At 63.1% G+C, this 24,062-nt stretch carries 14 protein-coding genes and 1 tRNA gene; 7 read left to right on the plus strand and 8 right to left on the minus strand.

From position 1 onward, the window contains the following. Positions 1 to 960: 960 nt before the first annotated feature. The 5 genes from JSS27_07285 to JSS27_07305 form a co-directional block, all read right to left on the minus strand. Positions 961 to 3,738, minus strand: coding sequence for a protein kinase (locus tag JSS27_07285; GenBank protein ID MBS0208740.1), 2,778 nt, complete (start codon positions 3,736 to 3,738; stop codon positions 961 to 963). Between the two features lie 6 nt (positions 3,739 to 3,744). Next, positions 3,745 to 4,431, minus strand: a complete 687-nt coding sequence (locus JSS27_07290; GenBank protein MBS0208741.1) for a sigma-70 family RNA polymerase sigma factor — start codon at positions 4,429 to 4,431, stop codon at positions 3,745 to 3,747. A 364-nt stretch (positions 4,432 to 4,795) separates the two neighbouring features. Next, on the minus strand, positions 4,796 to 5,113 hold the full coding sequence (locus JSS27_07295) for a helix-turn-helix transcriptional regulator (protein MBS0208742.1): 318 nt from the start codon (positions 5,111 to 5,113) through the stop codon (positions 4,796 to 4,798). A gap of 369 nt (positions 5,114 to 5,482) precedes the next feature. Continuing rightward, positions 5,483 to 7,180, minus strand: a complete 1,698-nt coding sequence (locus JSS27_07300; protein ID MBS0208743.1) for an AMP-binding protein — start codon at positions 7,178 to 7,180, stop codon at positions 5,483 to 5,485. A 61-nt stretch (positions 7,181 to 7,241) separates the two neighbouring features. Further along, positions 7,242 to 8,378 (minus strand): LptF/LptG family permease, encoded by a 1,137-nt coding sequence (locus JSS27_07305; protein ID MBS0208744.1) that lies wholly within the window; start codon positions 8,376 to 8,378, stop codon positions 7,242 to 7,244. Positions 8,379 to 8,670: 292 nt separating this feature from the next. Between JSS27_07305 and JSS27_07310 the strand changes: the two genes are divergently transcribed. The 4 genes from JSS27_07310 (at position 8,671) to JSS27_07325 (ending at position 13,205) form a co-directional block, all read left to right on the plus strand. Next, positions 8,671 to 9,636, plus strand: coding sequence for a zinc ABC transporter substrate-binding protein (locus JSS27_07310; GenBank protein ID MBS0208745.1), 966 nt, complete (start codon positions 8,671 to 8,673; stop codon positions 9,634 to 9,636). 33 nt (positions 9,637 to 9,669) lie between these two features. Next, positions 9,670 to 10,431, plus strand: coding sequence for a metal ABC transporter ATP-binding protein (locus tag JSS27_07315; GenBank protein ID MBS0208746.1), 762 nt, complete (start codon positions 9,670 to 9,672; stop codon positions 10,429 to 10,431). Positions 10,432 to 10,593: 162 nt separating this feature from the next. Continuing rightward, positions 10,594 to 11,865, plus strand: coding sequence for a metal ABC transporter permease (locus tag JSS27_07320; GenBank protein ID MBS0208747.1), 1,272 nt, complete (start codon positions 10,594 to 10,596; stop codon positions 11,863 to 11,865). Continuing rightward, the gene (locus JSS27_07325; protein MBS0208748.1) at positions 11,862 to 13,205 is read left to right on the plus strand and encodes a metal ABC transporter permease; all 1,344 of its coding nucleotides are present in this window, start codon (positions 11,862 to 11,864) and stop codon (positions 13,203 to 13,205) included. The genes JSS27_07320 and JSS27_07325 overlap by 4 nt, the downstream gene beginning before the upstream one ends. 52 nt (positions 13,206 to 13,257) lie before the next feature. Here the strand turns inward: JSS27_07325 and JSS27_07330 are convergent, their stop codons facing one another. The 3 genes from JSS27_07330 to JSS27_07340 all read right to left on the minus strand — a co-directional run bounded on the left by JSS27_07330 (position 13,258) and on the right by JSS27_07340 (position 19,603). Continuing rightward, positions 13,258 to 15,687 (minus strand): DUF1736 domain-containing protein, encoded by a 2,430-nt coding sequence (locus JSS27_07330; protein MBS0208749.1) that lies wholly within the window; start codon positions 15,685 to 15,687, stop codon positions 13,258 to 13,260. Positions 15,688 to 15,814: 127 nt separating this feature from the next. Further along, positions 15,815 to 17,083: an amidohydrolase family protein gene (locus JSS27_07335; protein MBS0208750.1), complete on the minus strand. Its 1,269-nt coding sequence runs from the start codon at positions 17,081 to 17,083 to the stop codon at positions 15,815 to 15,817. 354 nt (positions 17,084 to 17,437) lie between these two features. Next, positions 17,438 to 19,603, minus strand: coding sequence for a hypothetical protein (locus JSS27_07340; protein MBS0208751.1), 2,166 nt, complete (start codon positions 19,601 to 19,603; stop codon positions 17,438 to 17,440). Between the two features lie 580 nt (positions 19,604 to 20,183). Here JSS27_07340 and JSS27_07345 point away from each other — a divergent pair. The 3 genes from JSS27_07345 (at position 20,184) to JSS27_07355 (ending at position 23,863) form a co-directional block, all read left to right on the plus strand. Further along, positions 20,184 to 20,765 (plus strand): thioredoxin family protein, encoded by a 582-nt coding sequence (locus JSS27_07345; protein MBS0208752.1) that lies wholly within the window; start codon positions 20,184 to 20,186, stop codon positions 20,763 to 20,765. Between the two features lie 316 nt (positions 20,766 to 21,081). Then, positions 21,082 to 21,154, plus strand: a tRNA-Ala gene (locus JSS27_07350). 249 nt (positions 21,155 to 21,403) lie between these two features. After that, positions 21,404 to 23,863, plus strand: coding sequence for a CehA/McbA family metallohydrolase (locus JSS27_07355; GenBank protein MBS0208753.1), 2,460 nt, complete (start codon positions 21,404 to 21,406; stop codon positions 23,861 to 23,863). The last annotated feature ends 199 nt before the right edge of the window (positions 23,864 to 24,062 follow it).

A 24,062-nucleotide genomic window follows, 5' to 3' on the forward strand; every position in this document is an offset into this window, starting at 1 on the left:
TGGCTCCAGGTCGAACTCATCGATCCAGAAGTCGCTGTTCGGGCCGACGCCTTGTCCTTGCTCGAAACCGACGGTGAGTTTCAACGTGTCGATCTCACTGAATGGCAGACGGAATTCCAGCACATGGCTCCGCCACACGGCCCCTTCCTCGGGCTTGGCATTGCCGGTGGTGAAGTCGCGGCGGTCTTGCTCAAGCGTGCCGTACAATGATTTGGTCAGACCATCGAGCGCGTTTTTCCCCTGGTCGGCGAAGAAATCGACTTTTAGGTAGAGTTGATCCTTGGCGACCTTGAAACCCGATTGACCCAGCGCGCGGATGCGAAAGCGATACCAGCGTCCCGTGTGCGTGGCCAGCGGAGTCATCGTGCATGAGACCGAGCCGGCGTGCGAACTTCCGCCCCCGCTCGACAAGCCGGCCGAATGGAGCTTCACACCCCAGCCGGAAACGTCCTTCCCCGGCGTGCCCAGGTAGCCGTACGTGGCGTCCCCTTGCAGGGTAAAGCCGCGCGGCGATTTGCCGTCGGAAGCGGCCAGTTCCAAGTCGGCGTTAGCGATCAGCGCGTCGCCGGCCTTGGCCTCTTCGGCCGCGCTGCGGCGCGGCGGTGCCAGTTCGGCGTCGCTGGGCTTGGCTAACCGTGGCGGCCCGCCCCGGCCCGCGCCCGGTGGCCCCATGCCAGGACCGCGAGGTCCGCGCGGCCCCATCGGCCCGCCGGGTCCAGGAGCTTGCGCGAAAAGCGGCGTGCCAAGCAATGCTGCGAACAGCCACATGCAACATTGAACATAAGGTATGCGTTTCATGCGTAATCCATCCGCGTTCATGCGAAAGTGGCGGCCCGTCTGATCGGCAACGCGATCACCCTCCCCCCTGCCCCTCCCTGAAAGGGAGGGGTGTTCATCGCTCGTAGGGCTAGACTTGAGAACGCAAGAACGCGTCGCTCGTCTACTTGCTCAATAGAAAAATCAGCGTGGCGGGGGCGGCCGATCCAGGCGACGGCGGCGGTGGTCGAGCATGTCGCGCAGTTCGATCACCGTACTCGATGAATTGCCCGAGCCCAGATAAGGCTTCAGCGCCTGATTCGCTTCTTCGAGCACGCGCTTGGCTTCGTCGATCTTGCCCGCCTCGGCCAGAATGCCGACCTGCTCACCTTGAATCCTCACCAGCCACAACCCATAGGCTGTCACGGTCGGGAACTTCTTGACCAGCCCGCTTTGCAATTCGACTGCCTCGTAGCCGGCCCGCTCGGCTTCGTCGCGCTGGCCCAGCCGCATGGCCACGGTCATCAACCGGTGCAAGATATGCACTCGCGAGGCGGCATAAAGGGTGGTGTCGGGATAGACCGCGATCAGTTTTTCGGAAATCGCCGACGCATCGTGCAGCCGAACCAGCGCCGGCGGCAGTTCCGCCGGCTGGAGCGAGCCAGCTTGGAAATCGACGATCGTTTCGCTGAGTTCAAAGGCGAAGTCAGGTGTCTCGGGATGCTCCGCCACGAGCTCGCGCAGCAGCCGCTCGGCTGTGGCAAGGTTCTTGGCCTGCATCCGCGTCTCGCCCGCCGCAGGCGGATATTCACGATAGCATCGGGCCAAGTAGAGCAGCGTCTGTGCGTCCTTCGGCCGCTCGTCTTGTAACTGCTTGAGCAACGCCATCGCCTGGTCCAGATGCGCGATGTGCTCGCGCTCCTCGGGTCCGCCTGATGGCGGCGGGGCGGGAGGGCGACGACCATCGTGGCCGGGCGCTCCTGGCGGCGGGCCACGATGCTCACCGCGCGGCGGGCCATTGCGATCGGGCGGCCCTCCTGGCCCAGGTGGACCGCGGAATCCTGGCGGCCCTTCGTGCGGCGGGCGGCCTGGCCCGCGCTCGTGAGGTGGTCCATCGCGCCGCTGTCCTTCGCTACCGGGACCGTCTGTCGGCGCGGGCATGCCACGTTCGTGCGAGCCGAGCGCCAGATAAACGCGAGCCAACTCGCGCCGCGCCTCGAACGGCAGCTTGTCGACCGTGAGACCATCGAACGCCTTCAAGGCCCGCTGGTACGCGGCCTGAGCATCGTCAAAGCGATCGAGCATCCGCTCCCAGTCGCCCCGATCGCATTCCAGCGACGCCAGCGCCACGGCCAGATCGCTGCTTTGCGCCGGCTCGGGAGTTTGCTGCTTCAATTCGCTAAGCATGCTGGCGGCCTGTGGCCAAGTGAGCCGCGCTTCGTCCAGCCGACCCAAGCGAGCCTGGATCAAGCCAACCCGATACTTGGCCAACGCCGCCTGACGCAAAACCTGGGGATCGTTGCCACGCTGCTCGGCCAGCCGGTTGTAATACGGCAACAAACCTTCCAGCGCGGCGGCTACTTGGGGCGAGACCTGGCCCGCGGCCGCGGCCAAATCGCCCGACTTGTTGCCGTCTTGGTCGTTCGACGAGGCCGCCGAAATCGCCCCGGCCGGCGCGAGTTGTTGAAAGACCTTGTCGAGGGCTTCGAGCGCGGTGGACGAAGACTTTTCGGCCAAGGCGCGCGATTGACGCTCGCGTTCGAGCGATGACGTGAGCTGACTATTGAGCCGGGCGGTGCTGTAGTAACTGATCGACGCCACCAGCAGCAGCGTCGCCACCGACACCATGGCCATCGCCGACGCCGTGGCCAGCAGCTTATTGCGGCCACACCAGCGCCAACCGCGCTCGAACGCCGAAATGCGCCGCGCTCGGATCGGCATCCCTTCCAGATACCGCGTCAGATCCTCGGCCATCGCGCTGGCGGTGGGGTAACGATGTCGCGGGTCGCGGGCAGTCGCCTTCTGGACAATCACTTCCAGGTCGCGCGGCAACAGCGGGTTAACACTGCGCGGCGCCGGCGCGGGCCCTTCGGTAATCTGCTTCATCAAAGCCACGGCGGTGTCGGCATTGAACGGCGGCCGACCGCAAATCATTTCATAGAGCGTCAAGCCCAGGCCGTACACGTCCCCCCGCGCGTCGGACACGCCTTGAAAGCGCTCGGGGGGCAAGTAGCGCAGCGTGCCGGCCACGTGGGTCGAGACCGAGGCGTTGTTCTCCAGCGCCTGGGCCAAGCCAAAGTCGGCCAGCCAGACGCTCCCCTTGCGATCGATCAGTAGGTTGCTCGGCTTGACGTCGCGGTGCAGCGTTCCTTGCACGTGGGCATAGTGGAGCGCGCGGGCGGCGTCGCGAGCGATTTCGGCGGCTTGGCGCGTGGGCAATCGCTGGCCCGGCGACTCGGTAATCACGCGATCGACGCCGTGCCCGTCGATTAGTTGCATGACGTAATAGTGAAAACCCGAGGCGTGCCCCACGCCGAACACCGGGACAATGTTCGGGTGATAAAGGCGCGCGGCTAGGCGCGCTTCCTGGTCGAAGCGTTTGACGCGCTTTTCGTCGGTCAGCGCCTGGGCCGGCAAGATTTTCAAGGCCACGTGGCGACTCAACGATTCCTGCACCGCTTCGTAAACGACGCCCATCCCGCCGTGCCCCAGCACCCGCACAATGGTGAAGTCGCCCAGGCGTTCGGGCATTTTTTGCGGCAGCATGGCGCCGGCGCCGCTATTGACGGTCGACGCTTTCGAGCGTTCCACCGCTTCGATGGTCGGCAGCAGTTCGCGAAGTAAATCGGCCACTTCGGCGTAGCGGGCAATGTATTCTTCGACCGAGGGGTGCTCGCCGGCCCGGAGCCGCGCGGTGAACTCGGCCGCCGCGTGCTCGAACACGTCGTCCTCGTTGACCAGGGGTGGCGGCACGGGATTCACGGTTCGCTAGCCTCGCGAAGCGTTGTCAAAGAAACCGGGGACCGACTGCAACACTTCCTTCAGCCGCGCGAGCGCCCGAACGTAGCGGATGCTGGCCGCCTTGCGATCGAGCCCGAGCACTTCCGAGACTTCCTTGTTGGTCAGTTCCTCAAAGTGTCGCAGAGCCAGCACTTCGCGGTCGATTGGGTTCATCTCTTCGAGCGCTCGTGATACCAACTGCGACAACTCGGCCCGCACGGCCAGTTGGCTGGGCGTCGATAAATGTCCCATCAGGTGAAACGACATCGACATCGACGTGTCGCCCGACAGTCGGGCCTGGATCGACTGGTCGCGGTGAGCGTCGCGCTTTTGCACGCCCAGGTGGTGGCGATGCAGGTCGATCAACGTCTGGCCCAGAATCAACCGCAGCCAGACAAACATCGACATCGGCTGCGACGTGCGAAATGCGTCGAGCCGGCGAGCCGCGTCGACATAGGCGTCCTGGACCACATCTTCGGGGTCGATGCGGCCGCGCAGACGCGGATCGAGTCGGAAAGCCACCATGCGCAACAACCTGGGACGATACTCGGCGTAGAGGGCCGCAAAGACCGTCTGATCGCCGGCCAGTACACTTTGTACGCGGTCGTCCACTTCGCCGTCCGGCACCTCGGCCCCATCAGCGGGTTTGCCAGGTGGTAGAACGGAATCGCTCATGGTTTGTCTACATGGAACGTGGAAACGCCCCCCAACAGGGGCAACCTCCGATTATAGTCAGTCCTCGTGGGCCGTCGGGGAGCGATTTAGGCGTTTTGGAGGTAGTGCGCCCAAGGCAAATGAAGCTTTGGCAAGGATTGCGGCCGACCGATGGATAAACCTGGGGGCTCGCAACGCGCTAGCGTCTTGAGTGGGGCGATGGCTTGGCCATCGAGGTCGCGTGGCAACAAGAAACTCGATGGGTATGCGTAGCCCAAAAAAAGCTCGCCACCCGCGCGAGATGGCGGCCGAGGCTTCTTGCGGTCTTCGGCCACCCAGGTGCAAGTACCTGGGCCACCCATGCGGCAGCGCTCCAAGAGCTGCTCTAGGGAGTGATACCGTAATCGGCTGCCGCTTGCATGAGCTCTTGCCGCGAGCGTGAACGGGTCTTCTCGCGGACGCGCTGAATGTAGCTTCCCACGGTTTTCTGCGAAATCTTCAGTTCGCCGGCAATGGCCTCGTAGGTCATACCGCGAACCAGCAAACGCAGGACCGATTGTTCTCGTTCCGTCAATCCGCGGGTGCGGTCCACGGCGCGGACCCATTCGACGGGAACACGAGCCACGGTCAGGCCAGCGTCGCGCAACGCTTTGACACAATCGTTGGTGCGCTCGACAAGCAACAGGCCTGGCGAATCATTCATGAGCTTAGGTACTTTCTACGGACGAGCGAAAAATGCAGAACTTAGACGAGCCCTCCACGTCCAGCAACCAATCACGCCGCGGCAAGAATAGCCGGGTAGATTCATCTAGCTTGGCGCATTCGGTCACTGGCCGCTCAACATAACAACTTTGTAATCATAGTCGCCGTACCTGCCTTGCGACAATTAAAGTTGCTTTCTCCCGGGCAAAATACGGCGCATAGGAGATTTGCCTACTGTTGACGCTAACCCAAACGGCGTCAAGCCTTAGAGTTTACTACGCCACAAGGGGGGAGTCGCGCTGCTGTCACCGCACGGCACTGCGGCAAATTGACCGAGTAGGTCTGTAGGTAGGCTCGCATTTTTTGCGTTTTAAGCCGTCTCGGGCTCATCCAAATCAAGTTCAGCGATCATCTCGTCGCGGATTTTGAACTTCTGAATCTTGCCGGTCACCGTCTGGGGAAAGGCCGTGACAAATCGGACGTAGCGCGGCACTTTGAAGTGTGCCAATTCCTTGCGACAGAACTCCCGCACTTCGTCCACCGTGCAGGCGCAGCCCGAACGGAGCTTGATCCAAGCACACAGTTCCTCGCCGTACTTCGCGTCTGGCACGCCGACCACGGCGGCTTGCTCGACGCTGGGGTGCGTGTAGAGAAACTCTTCGATCTCGCGCGGGTAAATGTTCTCGCCCCCGCGAATCACCATGTCCTTCAATCGCCCGGTGATGTGGTAATAGCCGTCGGGGCGCCGCCGCGCCAGATCGCCCGTGTGCAGCCAGCCCTGCTGGTCGATCGCCGCCGCGGTCGCCTCGGGATTGCGATAGTAGCCCAGCATGACACAGTGCCCGCGCGTGCAAAGCTCGCCCGCCTGATCGGGTGGCGAGTCGACTCCCGTGACCGGGTCAACCAGTTTGACTTCCAGCCCCGGCAATGGTCGCCCCACGGTCTCGACGCGCAATTCGATGGGGTCGTGCGCCCACGTCTGGGTAATCACCGGCGACGCCTCGGTCTGGCCATAGGCGATCGTGATCTCCGGAATGTTCATCTGGTGGACCACTTGTCGCATGACTTCGATCGGACACGGGCTGCCCGACATAATACCCGTGCGCAGCGACGACAGATCGACTTCGCTCAGCGCCGAGTCTTGAAGCTGGGCGATGAACATGGTCGGCACGCCGTACAACGACGTCGCCTTATAACGGCTAATGGCGCCGAGCGTGGCGGTCGGGTTGAACGATTCGGCCGGGATCACCATGGCCGCGCCATGCACGATCGACGCGAGCGTTCCCAGCACACAGCCAAAGCAGTGGTAGAACGGCACGGGAATGCAAATGCGATCGGCGGCGGTGAACCGCTGGCACTGGCCAATGTAATAGGCGTTGAGCAGCAGATTCCGATGGCTCAGCATGGCCGCCTTGGGAAAGCCGGTCGTCCCCGAGGTGTATTGAATGTTGATCGGATCGCTGGGCGAAAAGGTCGACTGCAAGGCTTCGATGTCGACGTCCGAAGCGCGAGCTCGCTGGAGCATGTCGTCCCACGAAACCGCGCCGGCCGGCGTTTCGCCGCGCAGGGCCACCACCCAGCGCAGCCGCGGAAACTCGGCCAATTGCGGCTCGCCCAGCGGCGCGCTGGCCAACTGGGGACACACTTCGGTCAACATCGCGAAGTAGTCCGACGTCTTGAACGCATCAACCAGGAACAGCGCCACCACGTCGCTCTGTTGCAAGACGTACTTCAATTCGTGCGCGCGATACGCCGGGTTGATGGTCACCAACACCGCGCCGATCCGCGCCGTGGCCGCCTGCAGCAGCACCCATTGCGGCACATTGGTGGCCCACACGGCCACGTGTTCGCCGCGCTTGACTCCCAGCGTCAACAGCCCGCGCGCGACTTCGTCGACTTGCGTTAGAAACTCGCGCCAGTTGACGTGATAGTGGGCCACCGGGAACAGCGCGGCATCGTGGTCGGGATACCGCGCGGCCGTGGCGGCCAGCACCTGGCCGATGGTCAGGCCGTCGACCCACGGACGGGCCTGTTCGTCGAACGTGGCGTTGGCGTCTGCCTGGGGCATGACTGGCATCCTGCGGGCAAAGTGCGACTGGTTTGCCGCGCACCGTGCGCTGACAACAAACCTAGCGATCGACCCGATCGTACAGCGCCACGGCTCCCGGCACAAAGATCATGGCCGGCAACCAGGCGGCCAGCACCGGCCGCAATAGCAGCGCGGCCCCCAATTGCTGGCACCCCATCACCACGATCATAAAGCCGAACACCGCCAGGCTTGCCTTGCTGATCGAGACAAACATGTTCCGGGTCTCGCGCTGCAGGACCATCGGCAACCCCAGGAACAACAAGCAGACATCCAGGAACGGCTGCAGCACTCGACTGTGGATCGCCACTCGCACATCGGCGCCAAACTCGTCGGCGTGCTGGTGCAAGCCGCGAATCAATTGCCAAGTGGACGAATAGTGCTTCCACTGGTGCCCGCCGGTCAACAGGTCGAAGTTGACATCGCTGGCCACGAAGCACTCGTTGGGCTGGAGCCAGTCGGGAGCGTCGTGCGGGGTAATGACCACGGGGCGGCCGTTAAGCTTCAGCCCCGGCTCTTGCAACATGTCGAGCGGCTGGGTCACGCCGCGAAACAAGTAACCGCCGGGCCGACCGTTGGCGGGAGGCTGGTAATACGCATTCTGGCCCACCAGCTGTCGCCGCTCGGGGTCGAGCGCCGGGCACAACATGAAGTTTGGCTTCTCAATCCGCTTTTCATTGGCAAAGGCGTGCAGCCCGCGAAACAGAAACTCGTTCTTTGAATCATAGCGAGCTTGCATGTCGAGGCCGATCTGGCCGTCCAGATTGGTCGCTTCCTTGATCAGCTCGTCAGCCAGCCGGGGAATCACCAGTTCGCGGTTCAACATGGCCGCGCCGCTCACCGCCGCTGCCGCCACGACAACGGGCAACACGACACGCCGCCGCGAGATACCCGCCGCCATCAGGGCCGTCAGCTCATTGTGGCGCTGAATCCAGGTGACCGTGAACATGGCCGAGATCATCGCCAGAATGGCGCTGATCCGGTCAAAGAAGAAGATCGACCGGTACAGGTAGTACTCGCCCATCACCTTGAGCAGCCCGCCGTGCCGCTCGGCATGCCCCAGGAACTCGTCCAGGTTGCTAAAGGCGTCGAACACGACATACAGCCCCGTCAGGCTGAACCAGCAGATGAAGTACACCTGCACGAATTGACGGAGGATGTAGCGATCGAGAATGTGCATCGTAGTTCAGCGTGGACCGGGGAGGCGTGCGGCGAAGCATAAGTCGTTTGTCCGCAAAGGGTCAATCGCAGCTTCGAGCACCGCAGTGCTTTGCTTGATGAGCATCGTCTAAACCCTTGACAGGCCGTGATCTCGAAGCAAACGGCACCGATGGTTTTGCCCCGTTTCCGTGCTGAAATGCCACGTTTTTCGGGCATAAACTCCCGTTGCCGCCGAATCGCTCGCAAGCTACAATAGTTTTGATTACTCAAAATCACGCTTTTGCCCTTCCAGCAGAAACGTCCCGGGCCGCATGAATTCCCATCACCTGGCCGGTTTGATCTCTCGCTGGCTTGCAGCGCTCGTGCTCGTTGTCCTGGCGGCTGTCTCGGGCTGCGATGGCGCCGCTTCGGCCACGTTGTCGCGCGAGCCTTCCCCCGTACAAGGCCGGCCGCTGCGCGTCGTCTGTACCACGGGCATGGTCGCCGACCTGGTGCGGAACGTGGGAGGTCCGCAGGTCGAAGTCGATCAACTGATGGGCCCTGGCGTCGACCCGCACGTCTATAAACCTTCGACCGGCGATATCGCCCGGCTCGATCGGGCCGACTGCATTGTTTACTCGGGCCTGCACCTGGAAGGGAAGCTGGCCGAAGTCTTCGAGCGCATGGCCCGGCGCAAGCGGACGGTTGCCGTGACCGATGGAGTCCACCGCGCGCGATTGCTTGAACCGGCGTCGGGACAATACGATCCTCACCTGTGGTTCGACGTCGGGCTGTGGGCCCAGTGCCTGCCCGCCGTGCGCGACGCCTTGTCGGCCCAGGCGCCGCAGCACGCCGCCGAGTTTGCAAGTCGTAGCGCCGCGTACGAGCAAGAACTCAAGCAACTCGACAACGAGTGCCGGCGGCAACTGGCGACGGTTCCGGCGGCGCGACGCGTGCTGGTCACCGCGCACGATGCGTTTCATTACTTCGGTCGAGCCTATGACATCGAAGTCCGAGCCGTCCAAGGCGTCAGCACCGAAAGCGAAGCCGGCGTGCGCGACGTCAACGAGCTGGTCGCCTTTTTGGTCGAGCGCAAGATCAAGGCGCTGTTCGTCGAGTCAAGCGTCAGCTCGCGCAACATCGAAGCCCTGGTCGAAGGGTGCGCCGCGCACGGGCACACGATCGTGATCGGCGGCGAACTTTTTTCCGACGCCATGGGGGCCACGGGCACGCCCGAGGGAACTTACCCCGGCATGGTGCGGCACAACGTCGAGGCAATCGTCAAGGCGCTGCGCTAGACGCGGGCGAATCGAGTCCTCATGGCCACCGGCGTGCATCTGGTTGACGTTCACGACGTAACGGTCGCCTATCACCGCAAGCCGGTGTTGTGGGACATCGACCTGACGATCGACCACCCGGGCCTGACCTGCGTGGTCGGTCCCAACGGCGCTGGCAAAAGCACCCTGATCAAAGCCATGCTCGGGCTGGTGCCGCTGGCCAGTGGCGAGGTGCAATTCTTTGGCCAGCCGGTCGCCCGCGTGCGGCGGAGGATCGGCTATGTGCCGCAACGCGAAAGTGTCGACTGGGACTTTCCGGTCAGCGTGCTTGATGTGGTGCTGATGGGCACCTACAGCCGGCTGGGCTGGTTTCGCCGTCCCGGCCGACACGACCGGCAATGGGCACTCGAATGTCTGGCGCGCGTGGGCATGGCCGATCTGGCGACCCGGCAAATCGGCCAGCTTTCCGGCGGTCAACAGCAGCGGACGTTTCTGGCCCGGGCACTGGCGCAACAAGCCGACGTGTACTTGATGGACGAGCCGATGGCCGGCGTCGACGCCGCCACCGAAGCGGCTGTGTTCGAGCTGCTGGTCAAGCTGCGGGCCGAGGGAAAACTGGTGCTGGTGGTCCACCACGACCTGCGCACCGTGCCGAAATACTTTGACAACGTGGTGCTGTTGAACATGCGCCTGGTCGCCTCCGGCCCGACGGCGACAACCTTCACGCCCGAGAACTTGCGCCGCACTTACGGCGGCCGCCTGCGAGTGCTCGAAGCCGCCGGCGAAGCGATGCAAGCGCAACAGAAGAGCGGGTAGGAAAAGTTGCTGGTTGCTAGTTCCTAGTTGCTAGTGGGGAAAATACGTAGTCTCGATCGGTGTTGTCGCGGTGGTCTTTCACTAGCAACCAGCAACTAGGAACAAGCAACTTTTCAATTCCCTAGCAACTCGCAACCAGCAACTAGGAACTTCGCGCCCCCCATGCTCCCCGCTTACAACACCACGATTGTCCTGCTGGGGACCAGCTTGCTGGGGGCTTGCTGTGGCATCCTCGGGACGTTCGCCGTGTTGCGGCAGCGGGCGCTGCTGGGTGACGCACTGGCTCATTCGACGCCACTGGGCGTGGCCGTGGCGTTCTTGCTGATCGCCCAACGCGAAGTGTCGTGGCTGCTACTCGGCGCGCTGGCCAGCGGGCTGCTGGGCGTCGTCACGATCCTGGGTCTGACACGCTTCACGCGACTGAAAGAAGACGCCGCCATGGCGAGCGTGATGGGGGTCTTCTTCGCCGCTGGCATGGCCCTGATGACCAATATCGATCACCATTCGCCTACCGGTAATCAGGCGGGGCTCATGTCGGTCACGGTGGGGCAAACGGCCAGCATGCTCGGCCAGGACGTCTATTGGATTGCCGCCGTTTCGCTCTTGTCGCTGGTGACGCTGGCCTTGCTGTTCAAAGAGTTTAAGGTGGTCACGTTCGACGAAGCGTTCGCCAAGATCCAGGGCTGGCCCGCCGGTGCGCTCGAACTATTGCTCGCGTCGCTGGTCGCGCTGGCCGTCGTCATGGGCGTGTTCTTCGTCGGCGCTATCTTGATCACCGCGCTGCTGGTGTTTCCGGCCGTGATCGCCCGGTTCTGGACCAGCCGGCTGTCGATAATGTTGGTGATTGCCGGGCTGTGCGGCGCGGCCATGGGGGGCATCGGCACAGCCCTCAGCGCTCGCTACAGCTTCACCCCCGCCGCGCCGCTAATCGTCCTGGTCGGCACCGCCGGGTTCATGGTTTCGCTGCTGGCGGCGCCCGAGCGCGGGGCGCTCGCCAAGCTGTTTCACGCTCGTCGGTTATCTCGGCGGCTGGCCGAGCAGCGGTTGCTGGTCCACTTGTGGCAATCAGAATTCAATGGCGCTACGGCGGCAGCTTGGCGCGGCGGCGGTGGCGCAAGTGCAGCATCGACGAAAGCTGCAAGTCGGCTGGCGAGCATCGGCTTGTTACGCCCAGCACCACTGGCCGCCGACGGCCCTGTTTGGAAGTTGACCGACTTGGGACGTGAGCGCGCGGCGCGAGTGGCCCGCGGACGCGAGCTTTGGCGGCTGGCGCTGTTGCACTATCCAGAGTTGGCGCGTCAGGCGGCCGACCTGGACCTGGAAGCGGTCGATCGGTTGTTGCCCCCCGGAGTGATCGCGGAACTACAGGCCGAACTCGACACGCCGCGGTGCGCGACCTCGCCGCCAACGTCCCCCAGCGAGGCCTCGCCATGAACACGCTGGCCGACATGCTGGCCGGGCGCGAAATCGCCATGTGGACGATTGCCCTCTCGGCGTTGTCGAACGTGGCCTGCGCGCTGTTGGGTTGCTACTTGCTGCTGCGACGAATGAGCATGATGGGGGACGCCATCAGCCATTCGGTCCTGCCCGGGATCGTCGGCGTGTTTCTCTGGGCCGGTACACGCGACCCGCTGCCGATGTTCCTGGGCGCGGTCGCGATGGGGCTGGCCGTCGCCTGGGCCACCCAGACGCTGCATGATCGGGCGGCGATGGCCGAGGACGCCAGCATGGGCATCGTCTACACCTCGTGCTTCGCGCTGGGACTGGTCATGCTCTCGGCCGGCGCGCGACTGATCGATCTGGACCCGAGTTGCGTCCTGTACGGCAATCTGGAAACGCTGCCGCTCGATGTTGTCACCTGGCGTGGGCTGGAAGTTCCTCGCGCGCTGGGGACGTTGCTACCGGCCTGCATCTTGACGGTGTCGTTCGTCGTCGCCTTTTGGAAAGAGTTGAAGATTTCGTCGTTCGATCCGGCGCTGGCGTCGGCCATGGGCTTATCGGCGATGGTAATCCACTATGCGCTGATGTCGATGGTGGCGGTTGTCACCGTGGCCAGCTTTGAAGTGGCCGGCTCGCTGATCGTGGTGGCGATGCTCATTGTGCCGGCCGCCACGGCCCACCTGCTCAGCGATCGGCTGGGGAATATGCTGGTCATCGCGGCCGTCGTGGCCGTGCTGGCCTCGACCGTGGGCTACTTTGCCGCGGTGGCGTGCGACACGAACGTGGCGGGCATGACGGCCGTCGTGGCCGGTGGCGAGTTGGCGCTGGCCGTGGTGTTCAGCCCTCGGCATGGCCTGATCACCAAGGCGGCGCTGCGGCTGGGGCTGGCGGTGCGAATCGCGGGCGAGGACGTGATCGCCGCGCTGTACCGGGCCGAGGAAGCGGCCGCGACCGAGTCGCAGCCCGCCGCCGGTGCGAGCACGAATCGGTTGAACTGGCGGCAATGCGTCGCCACCGCCCCGGGTCGCGGCACCGGAACCTTGGCCATCTGGTCGCTGGTGCGCCGCGGCGCGCTGAGCAAGCAGCCCGATGGTTACGCGCTGACCGAGGCGGGCCGGAGCATGGCCCAATCGCTGGTCCGCTCGCACCGGTTGTGGGAAGCGTACTTGACCGAGAATTTCCAGTTGCCGCTCGATCACCTCCACGCGCCGGCGGAACGTGTGGAACACTTCATCGGTCCCGAGTTGCAACAGCAGTTGGCCGAGGAAGTGGTCACCACGCACGTTGACCCGCACGGCCGCACGATCCCCGAGGCCCAGCAACCGCCGAACTAAAGCCGCTCTGTAGCTGGCTATTTCTGTGTGGCACGTCCCAAGCGGAGCGCGCTCACGACCCCGCCGGCAATCCGCCCTGTAGCAGTTGCGGCGGCGGAGTTTCCAGCGGAATCCCACTGATCTTACTGGCGCGCGTCAACTCGGCCCGCATGTTTTCGAACACCTGGGGAGGAAGTCGATATTGATTGATCGCCAGATTATGGAGTTGAACGGCCAGCCCGAACCGCTTGCTGTGGAGCATGATGCGGATCGTTTCGCGAAACGCTTCCTGGAAGTGCCGGGCAGCCACCGGGTTATCCATATTCACGTGCCAATGCTGATCCTGCCCTTGAACGATTGCCGGCTGGTTCGGCGCGATCACCGCGAATAGGCCGCGCAGGTTCTCCCAGATGTTGGGAAACTCTTGCTGTCGAACGATCATCGCGGCCATCAGATAAACGGCCGACTTCGAATGCTGGTTCTTCTGTCGCAGCGCGGCGGCCATGTTCAAATAGCCCTCAGGCGCCGTTGGCTCGAGCTCCAACATGCGCTCTAGCGCCTTGATCGCGTCGTCCCAGCGCGTGACCCGCATATAGGCCACCGCCAGATTCAAGTAGATGCGGAAGTTGCCGACCGTGACGATCTTTTCCTCGGGCATGCCGCGGGCGCGGCGCGATTCAACCGACTTTTCGTTGACCGACTGGTCCATCTCGCGCGCACGTTCCAGAAAGAACGCCGCCCGCTCAAAGCAGTGAATCGCCGCCGGGGGAATGTGCTGCATGGTGGGGCTGACTTGGGTGATCAGCTTGTCCCCCTTGATGATGTAGTAGCGGGCCACGTCCTGGTAAATGCCGTTGGGCATATGCCACGGCGGCAGCGGCTTGGCTTCGAGGATCGTCGTGCCGCGTTCGGCGGTTTCGATCGCGCGATCCAAGACATTGATCGGCTTGGCCTCGGCGTGCGGGCCCACGATCGCGCCGGCCAGCCCTTTGTAGACCTTGAAGCTGTCGGGGCAAGTCTCGGCGGCGCTGGTCCACAGGCTCATTTCATCGAGCCAGTCGAAATTGCGGCAGTACGAGCGCACCCCCAGGGCAACGACCACCAAAGCCCCCAGCGGCACGAGGGCCGAGCGCCATTTGCGAGCCACCGCGTCATCGGTTTGCGTGGCCCGATCCAACAGCGACGAGGCCGCGACGGCCACCGCTCCCACCACACCGATCAGGGGCAGATACATGAACCGTTCCCCCATGATGCTGCCCACGCCGAACAACAAATTCGACGTGGGGCCAAACGCCAGCCAGAAGAACATCATGAAAAAGAACAGCGGCCGATTCCGGAATAGGGCGCGAAAGAACATGTAATACAGCGACGCGCCGACCAAGAGCAACGACACCCACGCGGCCACGTCGTTCGGATCGGTGAGCGTCCAACCGAACAGCGGAATCTGGTCGTAGGAATAATCGCACGACAGCGTCGCCGGACAGACGAACTTCCAAGCGTAATAGCCAATCACCTTGATGGCGGTCATCCGCCCGCACAGCCACGCGGTAACCAAATTGGAATTGAAAGCGAACGCCGCCACGATCGGGTTGTCGGCGCCAATTTCATCGAATACGGGCGATTCAGCCAACAGCAAGTGCCGCACGCCGAACAGCGCACATACCGCCGGCAGCACCGCGGCGTAGCTCACCCAGCCCGTTTGCCGGAAGCGCCGGCCGATGGCTTGCCATACGGTTTCCTGGCCGCGCTGCTTGAACATCGAACAGTCATAGACGATCAACAGCGGCAAGATGACGATGGCGCTTTCCTTGCAAAACACGCCTGCCAACGCCACGGCGAACATCATGGCCCGCAACCCCAGCCCTCCCGCGAACGAGGCCAGATACGCCAACCGGTGCAAGTGCAGGCAAACCAACACGACCAGCGCCACTAGCAAGTCGGCCCGACCGACGATGTTGGTCACGCTTTCGGTGTTCAGCGGATGCACGGCGAACAGGGCGGCCGCGCCGAACGACAGCCAATGCCGCCGCGTCACCGACAACATCAGCCCGTAAAGCAGCGTGGTATTCACCCAATGCAGGAACAAGTTGACCAGGTGATAGCCGTTCGGCACTTTCTCATTGGCGAACACCGAGTAGTTGACCATGTACGATAAGGTTGTCAGCGGCCGGAACAGATTGCTCTCCCACGTCGGCCACCAGTAGCCCTTATTGAAGATCAACTCGACATTTTCACGCTTGGGCGATTTAAGCCGAAAGTCGTTCCCGATAATCAGAAAGTTGTCGAGGACCAGGCCGCAATCGAACGAGTTGCTATAGACCAAAAAACAAATCACCCCCAGCACGAAGCCGACAATCAGCACGCCGGGATGCTTGAGGGTTCCCAATAGCGGATAAGCAATTGGCTCGACGACTGGCGCAATTTCGGTCGGCGATGCTTCCGCAGGCTGGGGCTTTTCCGGCGCCAGGCGTTCACGTCGAGTTGGTAGGCGGCGAGAGGGCATGCAGTTCGTCCGTGGTCCGTGGTCAGTTGCAGGATGATCGCTGGGCCGTTTCGACTAACAACGGACCACTGACAACTGACCAACAAGTCTAATGACTCGCAACAAAGCTCGAAATGCCATTCGCCTTTCAAGTGTGAACGGCAAACGCCTTGTCATGCCAATAGGCCACGTGGCCGCGGTAAATGGCGGCGGCAACTTGCGACTGACTGTGCAGCACATTCGCTAGCGGGTCGGCCTCGCCACCGGCGGCCAGTGGAACCACCGCTAGGTTTGCCCACCGGCCGGGGGTGAGCGAGCCGACCTCCGCCGCGGTCCCCAGCGCTCGCGCCCCGGCGATCGTCCCCAATTCGATCACGCGCGCCGCCAGCAGGCTTGGATAGTTGCGCGCGACGAAGCGCAACTCCGCCAGTAAGCTCAAATCGGGGTTCGACCCGCGCCCGTCGGTCCCCAGCGCCACCGTCGCGCCGGCATCGAGCAACGCTTCGAGCGGCCAGCGCTCGTGGCCAAAGAAGGCGTGCGTCCGCGGACAATAGACCACGGCCCAGCGATCGGCCCGCTCGGCCACGAACCGCCGCTCGTCCTCGTCCAGGTAATTGCCGTGAATCGCCAGTACGCGGGGCGCCGCATCGAGCAAACGCATCACGTCGAGCGGCCGTGCGCCATCGGGATAGGCATCGCGCGGCCAAGAGGCGCCAAGCGCCGCCAACCGCTCGGCCCAGGGACCAGTTCCATGCGCTAACAACTCGCGCTCGGCGCGCGACTCGGCCAGATGACACGCCAGCGGCCAGTTCTTCTCCCGCGCGAGCGTGGCCAATTCGGCGATCATCGCCGGCCCGACGGTGTAAGGAGCATGAGGGCTAAGCCCCGGTCGCCAGTCGGGCTGCTCGCGCGCAACCTGTTCGCTGAACTCGGCCACCTCGCGGCGGGCTTGTTCGGCCCGGGCCTCGCTGGGGGCGAGAACTTCGTGAAACACCGTCACGTCGGCGCGCGGGCGGCGCGTGGTCGGCCAACTGCCGGGCGTGGCGATCTCGCCGATGCTGGTTACGCCGTGGCGCGCCGATTCCTGCAAGCCGCGCTCGATGGCGCGATGGGCATCCTGCTTCGCGTCACGTCGCCAGGCAACGACCTCGCCGACCCAATCGGGCAACTCCATGCCGGCGCGCCCCAGCGGCGCGTGGAGCGCACTGAACTCCAAGTGCGTGTGCGCGTTGACCAGCCCCGGCAGCAGCAACACATGGCCCAGGTTCAGGCACGGCTGCGGCGCCGGCCCGACGCCAACGTCAACGATCCGTCCCGAGGCGATCGCCACCCAGGCGTTTTCGAGCGGCGGACGATCGACCGGCGCGATCCATCGGGCCGCCAGGGCATACCGCTCGGTGAAAGGAAAATCGAACACGGGCCACAAACTCTACACGATTGGAATCAACGCCAACACGAAGACGCCAGTCTAGCAAGCGTTTCACCGCTGCGCAGCTTCAATGCGTTGCAATTTTCACCGCAAAGACGCAAAGGGCGCAAAGGAATTGCGGAAGATTTCAGCGAAGGAGGCGCAGAGGGGCGCAGGTCAAAACCCTAATACCTCTTCTCTGCGATACCCAGCGTCCTCTGCGATTCCAAATGTCTTCTTTGCGCTCTTTGCGTCTTTGCGGTTCAATCTCCCTCCATGCTTCGTAGCGCACAAAGACAAAGCCCAGGGGAGCAGGCCCTCTGGGCTTGTGGAAGACAGCGTCACGACCTTTGCCGCGTGCGACTAGGTCGCATCCATCATCAGCATGAACTGATCGAGCGACACTTGCAGCTTTTGCAACTCCTCGCGCAGCTTGGTTTCGCTGATCCGCAACTGGGCGATCCGATCTTCCTGCTCGCTGAACATCTTTACGTACCGGGCATAGACCGGCGATTGACGGTCGAGCTGCTGCATGTTCTGGCGAATCCGCGACTGCTCGCTGCCAATCGTCTGAATCTCGCCCGACACCACTTGCAATTGGTGCGAGGCCTGGGCGATCGCTTGCTTCCGCTCGATCAACTCGGCCAGCTTCGCCTTGACGCTCTCGCTGATCACCTTGGCTTTCAAGTAGAACTGAATCGTGTTGTCATCGACGTTCGAGGCGGCGAAGTGCTGCTCCATGACCATTTCTTCGGTCACGGTCAGCTTGACAGGCACACCCGGCTCGGCCTTGACCGCGTACCGGTTCTTGTCCCGGGTCTGCTCGTCGGGCTTCGACGGAGTGATCAGCTTCCACTGATCGTCGCGCGGCTGCTCGATCAACACCGTCTTGGTGCGCGCGCCGCTGTTCTTCACGGTGTAGATTTGCGTCCGCACGTACTTGCGGCCGGCGATGATCGTCCCCTTCACCAGTCGCACGCTGACCAACGCCTCGGGCGTGGCGGGCGTGTCGATGGCCACTTCGGTGTCCAAATCCATCGCATAGCTGATCAGCCGCTCGCTGCCGGGGGCAATGTCGTCGATCTGCGCATCGCCGGCGTAGGCGTTGCCGTCGAACACGGTGATCGGCCCTTGCATCAAATGGAGCTTGGTCGAGTTCTTCAGCCGCAGGCCGTTGAGCGGGTGCTTGGGGTGTACGCCGGCGTTGTAGATCGAGACCTTTTCCCCTTGCACGTCCTCCTGCACGATCGGCAGCATGGCCGACTGCTGCCGCGGCAGATTGACCGGTGTGTCGATGACGTACTGGAACAACTCTCCGACATTGCCCGCCGATGCGGCCGAATTCACGCTGTCACCAAGGTATGCAAAATAGCCCTGGTCTGCATTCGGCTCGCGCCCTAAGGAATCGAGACTCAGTTCGCTGGCCGCACGCGCGTACGCTGGCGAAGCAGGTACCGCCCCCGCAGCCCCGGCGGGCTGTTTCTTCGCCGCCTGATTCTCGGCCAATCGTTCCATCCGCCGGCCATATGCGTCCTTATCTCGATTCCCGGCGTGCCGCGCCGCGAACTCCTGCTCGTTCTTCGCCAGATCCTGGCCATAGCGCTGCGGCCGGAGCGACGCGAACAGCTCTAGTTCCACGTTCGGCCGCGGCACGTACAGCGGCTGATACAGGTCCATCACAAACGAAATCGGCCGGCCGCTGACCAACGTCAGCGACACGTCCTTCCAGTCGGTCTCGGAGACGTTCTCGACCAGAGCCCAGCCTTGCAGGTAGGGCTTTTTCTGATCGTCGAGGACCAGCCGGTAGCTGGTCTTCCAAATGGGCGACTGCTGGATGTAGCCGACCCGGACGGCTCGTTTGCCTTCACCGACGAAGTTGAGCGTGACCGCCTTCTTGTCAGTCGAGTGTCCCATCGCCAGCACGACCAGCGCCTGGCGCAGTTCGCGATCGAGCGACTCGTTCAGCAACTTCACGCCGACGGCCGAGGCCAGGGGAAATGATTTCAGTCCCCGATCGGTAACCAGATTCAAATACTCGACTTCGATGACTTGTTTCTCTTGCGGCTGCTTGCGACGTTCGATGCCCAGGATCGTCCCTTGCACCGGCTCACCTCCGACGACTTCGATTTCGACCTTCTCGCCCCGGACCTGATCGAGCAGATTGGCCAACGTGGGGTTCGTGGTCAGGTCGATGGCAAACGTCTTCAACGTCCGTGTGATCGGATCGCGCGAGGCGTACGTGACGGTCGAAATCTTGCCGCCGTTCAGGTCGCGCAACACCAGGCTCTTGAGCAGATCGTTCACGTCGTCGACGTTGAACTTCAGCTCGACCTGCTTGGTCCCTTCGATCTGGCCGGCATGTTCATAGAAGCCGACGCCCGAGCTGAACATCACCACGCGCGACAGGGGCAGGGCCTCGGGCCCGGCCGGTTTGGGGTCGGCGGCGGTGACGGTTTGCGCAGCAAGCGCGCCCGTCACCGCGCCAATGGTGAGAATCTTGCGAAGCCGGGAGCCGAGTGTGGTGTTCATCCGCGCGAGCCCTTTGAGAAAGGAAGAATTGCGTGGGCGCGAAGCCATCGCGGCACAAAGCGACGCCGCCGACTGCGCGCTCGACTGAGGTTTTAACTGTTGAAGAGGCTTTCGCCTGTTCACGAACACGTTTGCGACGACCGCTTGCGACCTGCGCCCGGGAGACGCGGCCGCGGCAACCAGCGGTCGGTTACCCATTCGACGACGCCGGCCGCCGGTAAGTTCCCGCCGCCGGCCCGAAAAATTGCCGAGAACCCCGAGATTAGCTCACCCGCCGGCCGGGCTGAAACGCCCGTAGCGCTATGGTAACATGCCGGGCATCCGAACGACCACCACGCCCTCTAAGGTAAAAGCAGAAAGAATTTCACCGCAAAGACGCAAAGTTCGCAAAGGAAATGCCTTGAGAAGATGATTGGATCGCGAGCAGTAGGCTCGATAGTCGGCAACACTCATTTGGGAATTCCTTTGCCCTCTTCTTTGCGTCCTTTGCGTCTTTGCGGTGAAAAAACTTATTCCACGAGTTGCGATATTCGCGGGCTCAGAAGATTCACTGAACAAATAAGAATACAGGAGTTGCTTTATGGCTCGTACGCCAAGCACGATGTTGCCTTTGGGAACCGCGGCGCCCGATTTTGCGCTGCGCAATGTTGTCGACAACCAGACGGTCTCGCTGGCCGATTACAAGCAGTCGCCGGCTTTGCTGGTGATGTTCATTTGCAACCACTGCCCGTTCGTCAAGCACGTGGCCGCCGAGTTGGCCAAGCTGGGGCGCGATTACCAATCGCGCGGCGTGGCGGTCGTGGCCATTCAATCGAACGACACCGAGAAGCATCCGGACGATGGCCCTGACAAGATGGCCGCCGAAGCCCGCGAGCGCGGCTACACCTTCCCTTACCTGTTCGACGAGACGCAATCGGCTGCCAAGGCGTATCGCGCGGCCTGCACGCCCGACTTCTTCCTGTTCGACAAGCAGCACAAGTTGGTCTATCGCGGCCAGTTGGACAGCAGCCGACCCGACAACGGCCAGCCGGTGACGGGCGCCGATCTGCGCGCGGCGCTCGACGCGGTCTTGGCGGGCAAGACCGTGGCGGCCGAGCAGCGCGCCAGCCTGGGCTGCAACATCAAGTGGAAGCCGGGCCAAGAGCCGGACTATTTCAAATAAAGGCAGATTCGACCACGACGACACGACGGCCACGACGTAGGAGCGGAAGTGGGAATGTGGTGTGGCGACGTGAGGGATGCCTCGCGTATTCGCCGCTTGGCCATTGAGCTTTGGTTATCAGATCGTCGGCAATTCCTTCGTCATTCGGACTTCGTCATTTCCTACGTCGTGTCCGTCGTGTCGTCGTGGTCGGTTTACTCCGCCGGATTTGCCGCGACGCAGACACGTCGCAAGCGGGCTTTGACAACGCGCGGCATCGTTCTTAGAATCGATGGTTCGTCGGTCGCACACCACGTGTGATGTGACTGAACGGCAAGGGCCGGTAGCTCAGTTGGGAGAGCGCTGCGTTCGCAATGCAGAGGTCGAGGGTTCAACTCCCTTCCGGTCCACTCGAACAACGAGAAACGATGAACGCGAAACGATAATCGCCGTTTCGCGACGTGTTTCTCGATCGATCATCACAAGCCCAGGGGTTTCACCCCCTGGGTTTTTTGTTGCGCGTGCATGATTCGTGCTTCTCATGCGGTTCGCTTCGCGACTTTGCTTGCTCCGACGCGCTGAAACATTTACGCTCGTTGATGGATTGGAAATGCGCCGTTCCTGGTCAGCCGCGCGCATATCTCAGGCGGGAGCAAGCGATGCGAGGTCAACACTTCCTGGCATGGTTCCTGGCGACTTTCGCGCTTTGGCAAACATCGGCAAGCGCCCAAGACGTCCCCGCCACGCCGGTCGAGGGGCAGCCGCTGGCGGCTAATCTCGAACGATTGGCCCAGGCGCTCGATTACCTGGGCGCGCCGCTTGCGCCCGAAACAGCAATAGCACTTCGCGAAGCCGGCACCCAGCGCGACTCGCTTAAGCTGCAAAGCGCCATCGACCCGCACGTCTTGTTCGTCGTGCAGATCAATCCCGAGTCCCGGGTCAAGGTCGCCCGCGGCCCCGGCCCGGCCCGATTGCAACAGGCCGGTTATACGCCCGTGATCGTCAAGGTGATCAACCAGGGGGACATTACCAAGCGGCTGCGCGTTCACAGTCCGCAATCGGGCACGCCGTACACCGGCGAGTACCTGAGCACGCTCGAACGGCAGCAACAGACCGCACTCCGTTCGGACCCGGGCGCGGTCGATCGGCAAGGACGGTTTCTACACCTCGAGATGTTCACCGCTCCGCCAATGACCACGCACCTGAGCGGGTTGGAAGTCGAGTACGCCGTCGCCCTGATCCATGCCAGCGAAGCCGGCCGCCGCGAAGCGACGATCGCCTTTGACGTCGACCAGGGGACGCAAGACCTGGGCTTCCGGGGCGAGACGCCGGTGCTGTTCAACATCCGCCGCGCCACGACGGTTCGCTTGAGCGTGCGCGAAGCCGACGGCACGCCGTCAACGGCGCGACTGACCTTTCGCGATCACACCGGCCGCGTTTTTCCGCCCCAGGCCAAGCGACTGGCCCCCGACTTTTTCTTTCAGCCGCAAATCTATCGCGCCGATGGCGAGACGGTGACGCTGCCGCCGGGCGAGCTGACCATGCAATCGAGCCGCGGGCCGGAGTACCGCCTGGAAGAGCGAACCGTCACCATTCCCGACGCGCCCGAGGCGACGCTCGACGTACACCTGAAACGGTGGATCGATCCGCCGGCATTCGGCTACTTTGGCGGCGACCATCACATTCACTCGGCGGGCTGCGCGCACTACTCCTCGCCGACCGAAGGAGTCGTGGCGGCCGACATTTTTCGGCAAGTGAAGGGAGAAGGGCTCAACGTCGGCAACATCTTGAATTGGGGCTTCTGCTTCGAGTTCCAGCGGCAGTTTCACAGCCCCAAGGCCAGCGAAATCAGCGAGCCGCGCTGCGTCATTAAATACGACATCGAGATCAGCGGCTTTGGCTCGGCGGCGCTGGGGCACGTCTGTCTGTTGAACCTGACCGATCATGTCTACCCCGGCAGCGACGGCATCAAAGGTTGGCCCACTTGGGCCACACCGGCGCTGCGGTGGGCCAAGCAACAAGGGGCGTTCACCGGTTATCCCCACTCGGGCTCCGGCATGCAGATTGACCCGCCCGCCGCCAGCGCGCGGATGATGGCCGCGTATGACGCCGACAAGAACCAGGCGCTCTCGGTCGACGAAGCGGCCGCGGCCCTGCTTTCCGAGCCGTTCGCCAAGATCGACGTCAACCGCGACCAGGTCCTTAGCCTGGCGGAACTCGAGCGGAGCCTCGACCGGATCGCCGAACAGTTGCCCAACCTGGGCGTGCCCGAAGCGCCGCTGGAAATCTGCGCGGCCACGGCCCTGGGCGTGTGCGACTTTATCAGCGCCATGGACACCCCGCGTGGGCGCGAGTGGAACACCTGGTATCACTTGATGAATTGTGGCTTTCCGTTGAAGACGGCGGGCGAGACCGACTTCCCGTGTATGAGCGGCACGCGCGTCGGCCAGGGGCGCACCTACGTCCAGCTTGGCCCAGTCGAGCGGATTGACGTGCGCGACTGGTGCGCCGGCTTGGCCCAGGGGCGCTCGTACGTTTCGGACGGCTTTGCCCATGCCATCAACTTCGCGGTGAACGGCGTGCCTGCCGGGGGTGAAATCAAACTGGCGGCGCCAGGCAAAGTCGTTGCGACAGCCCGCGTGGCGTTCAGCTCGCAAACGCCGCGCGAAGTAGCCTATGGCTTGGCCACTCCGGCGGCCGGCAAGCCTTGGATCGGCGACACCGTCACGATCCACCCCTCGCAGCAGGTTCCTGATGAGGCCGTGCGCGAGCGGCTGGTCGAAGTGGTCGTCAACGGCCAGGTCGTGGCGCGGCAAAAGGTGCCAGCCGACGACCAGTTGCACGAGGTGAAGTTCAACGTCCCCATCGAGCGGAGCAGTTGGGTCACGCTGCGCCAGTTCCCCCAGTTGCACACCAACCCGGTGAACGTGTTGGTCGGCGAGCAGCCGATCCGCGCTTCGCGCGCGAGCGCTCGCTGGGGGGCCGAGGTGGTCGAACAACTCTGGCGCGCCCGCGAACGGAACATCGCCCCGGCCGAGCGCGAAGCAGCCAACCAGGCGTTCAACGAAGCGATCCAGGTCTTCCGCAGGATCGCGGAAGAATGCCCGGCAGGTACGTAAACCGAATTGCGTCGAGTTCAAACGCCTTGGGTGGCACCGATGGCCCGGCCATCGGTGTTGCGCAGCAACAAGAAACTCGATGAACACGCGTAGCCGAGTGGAAAGTCGCCATTCGTGCCAGACGGCGCCCGAGGTTTCTTGCGGCCTTCGGCCGCCCAGGTGCAAGCACCTGGGCCACCCACTGCACACCGCCTAAGAC

Source organism: Planctomycetota bacterium (assembly GCA_018242585.1).
Lineage (GTDB): Bacteria > Planctomycetota > Planctomycetia > Pirellulales > PNKZ01 > JAFEBQ01.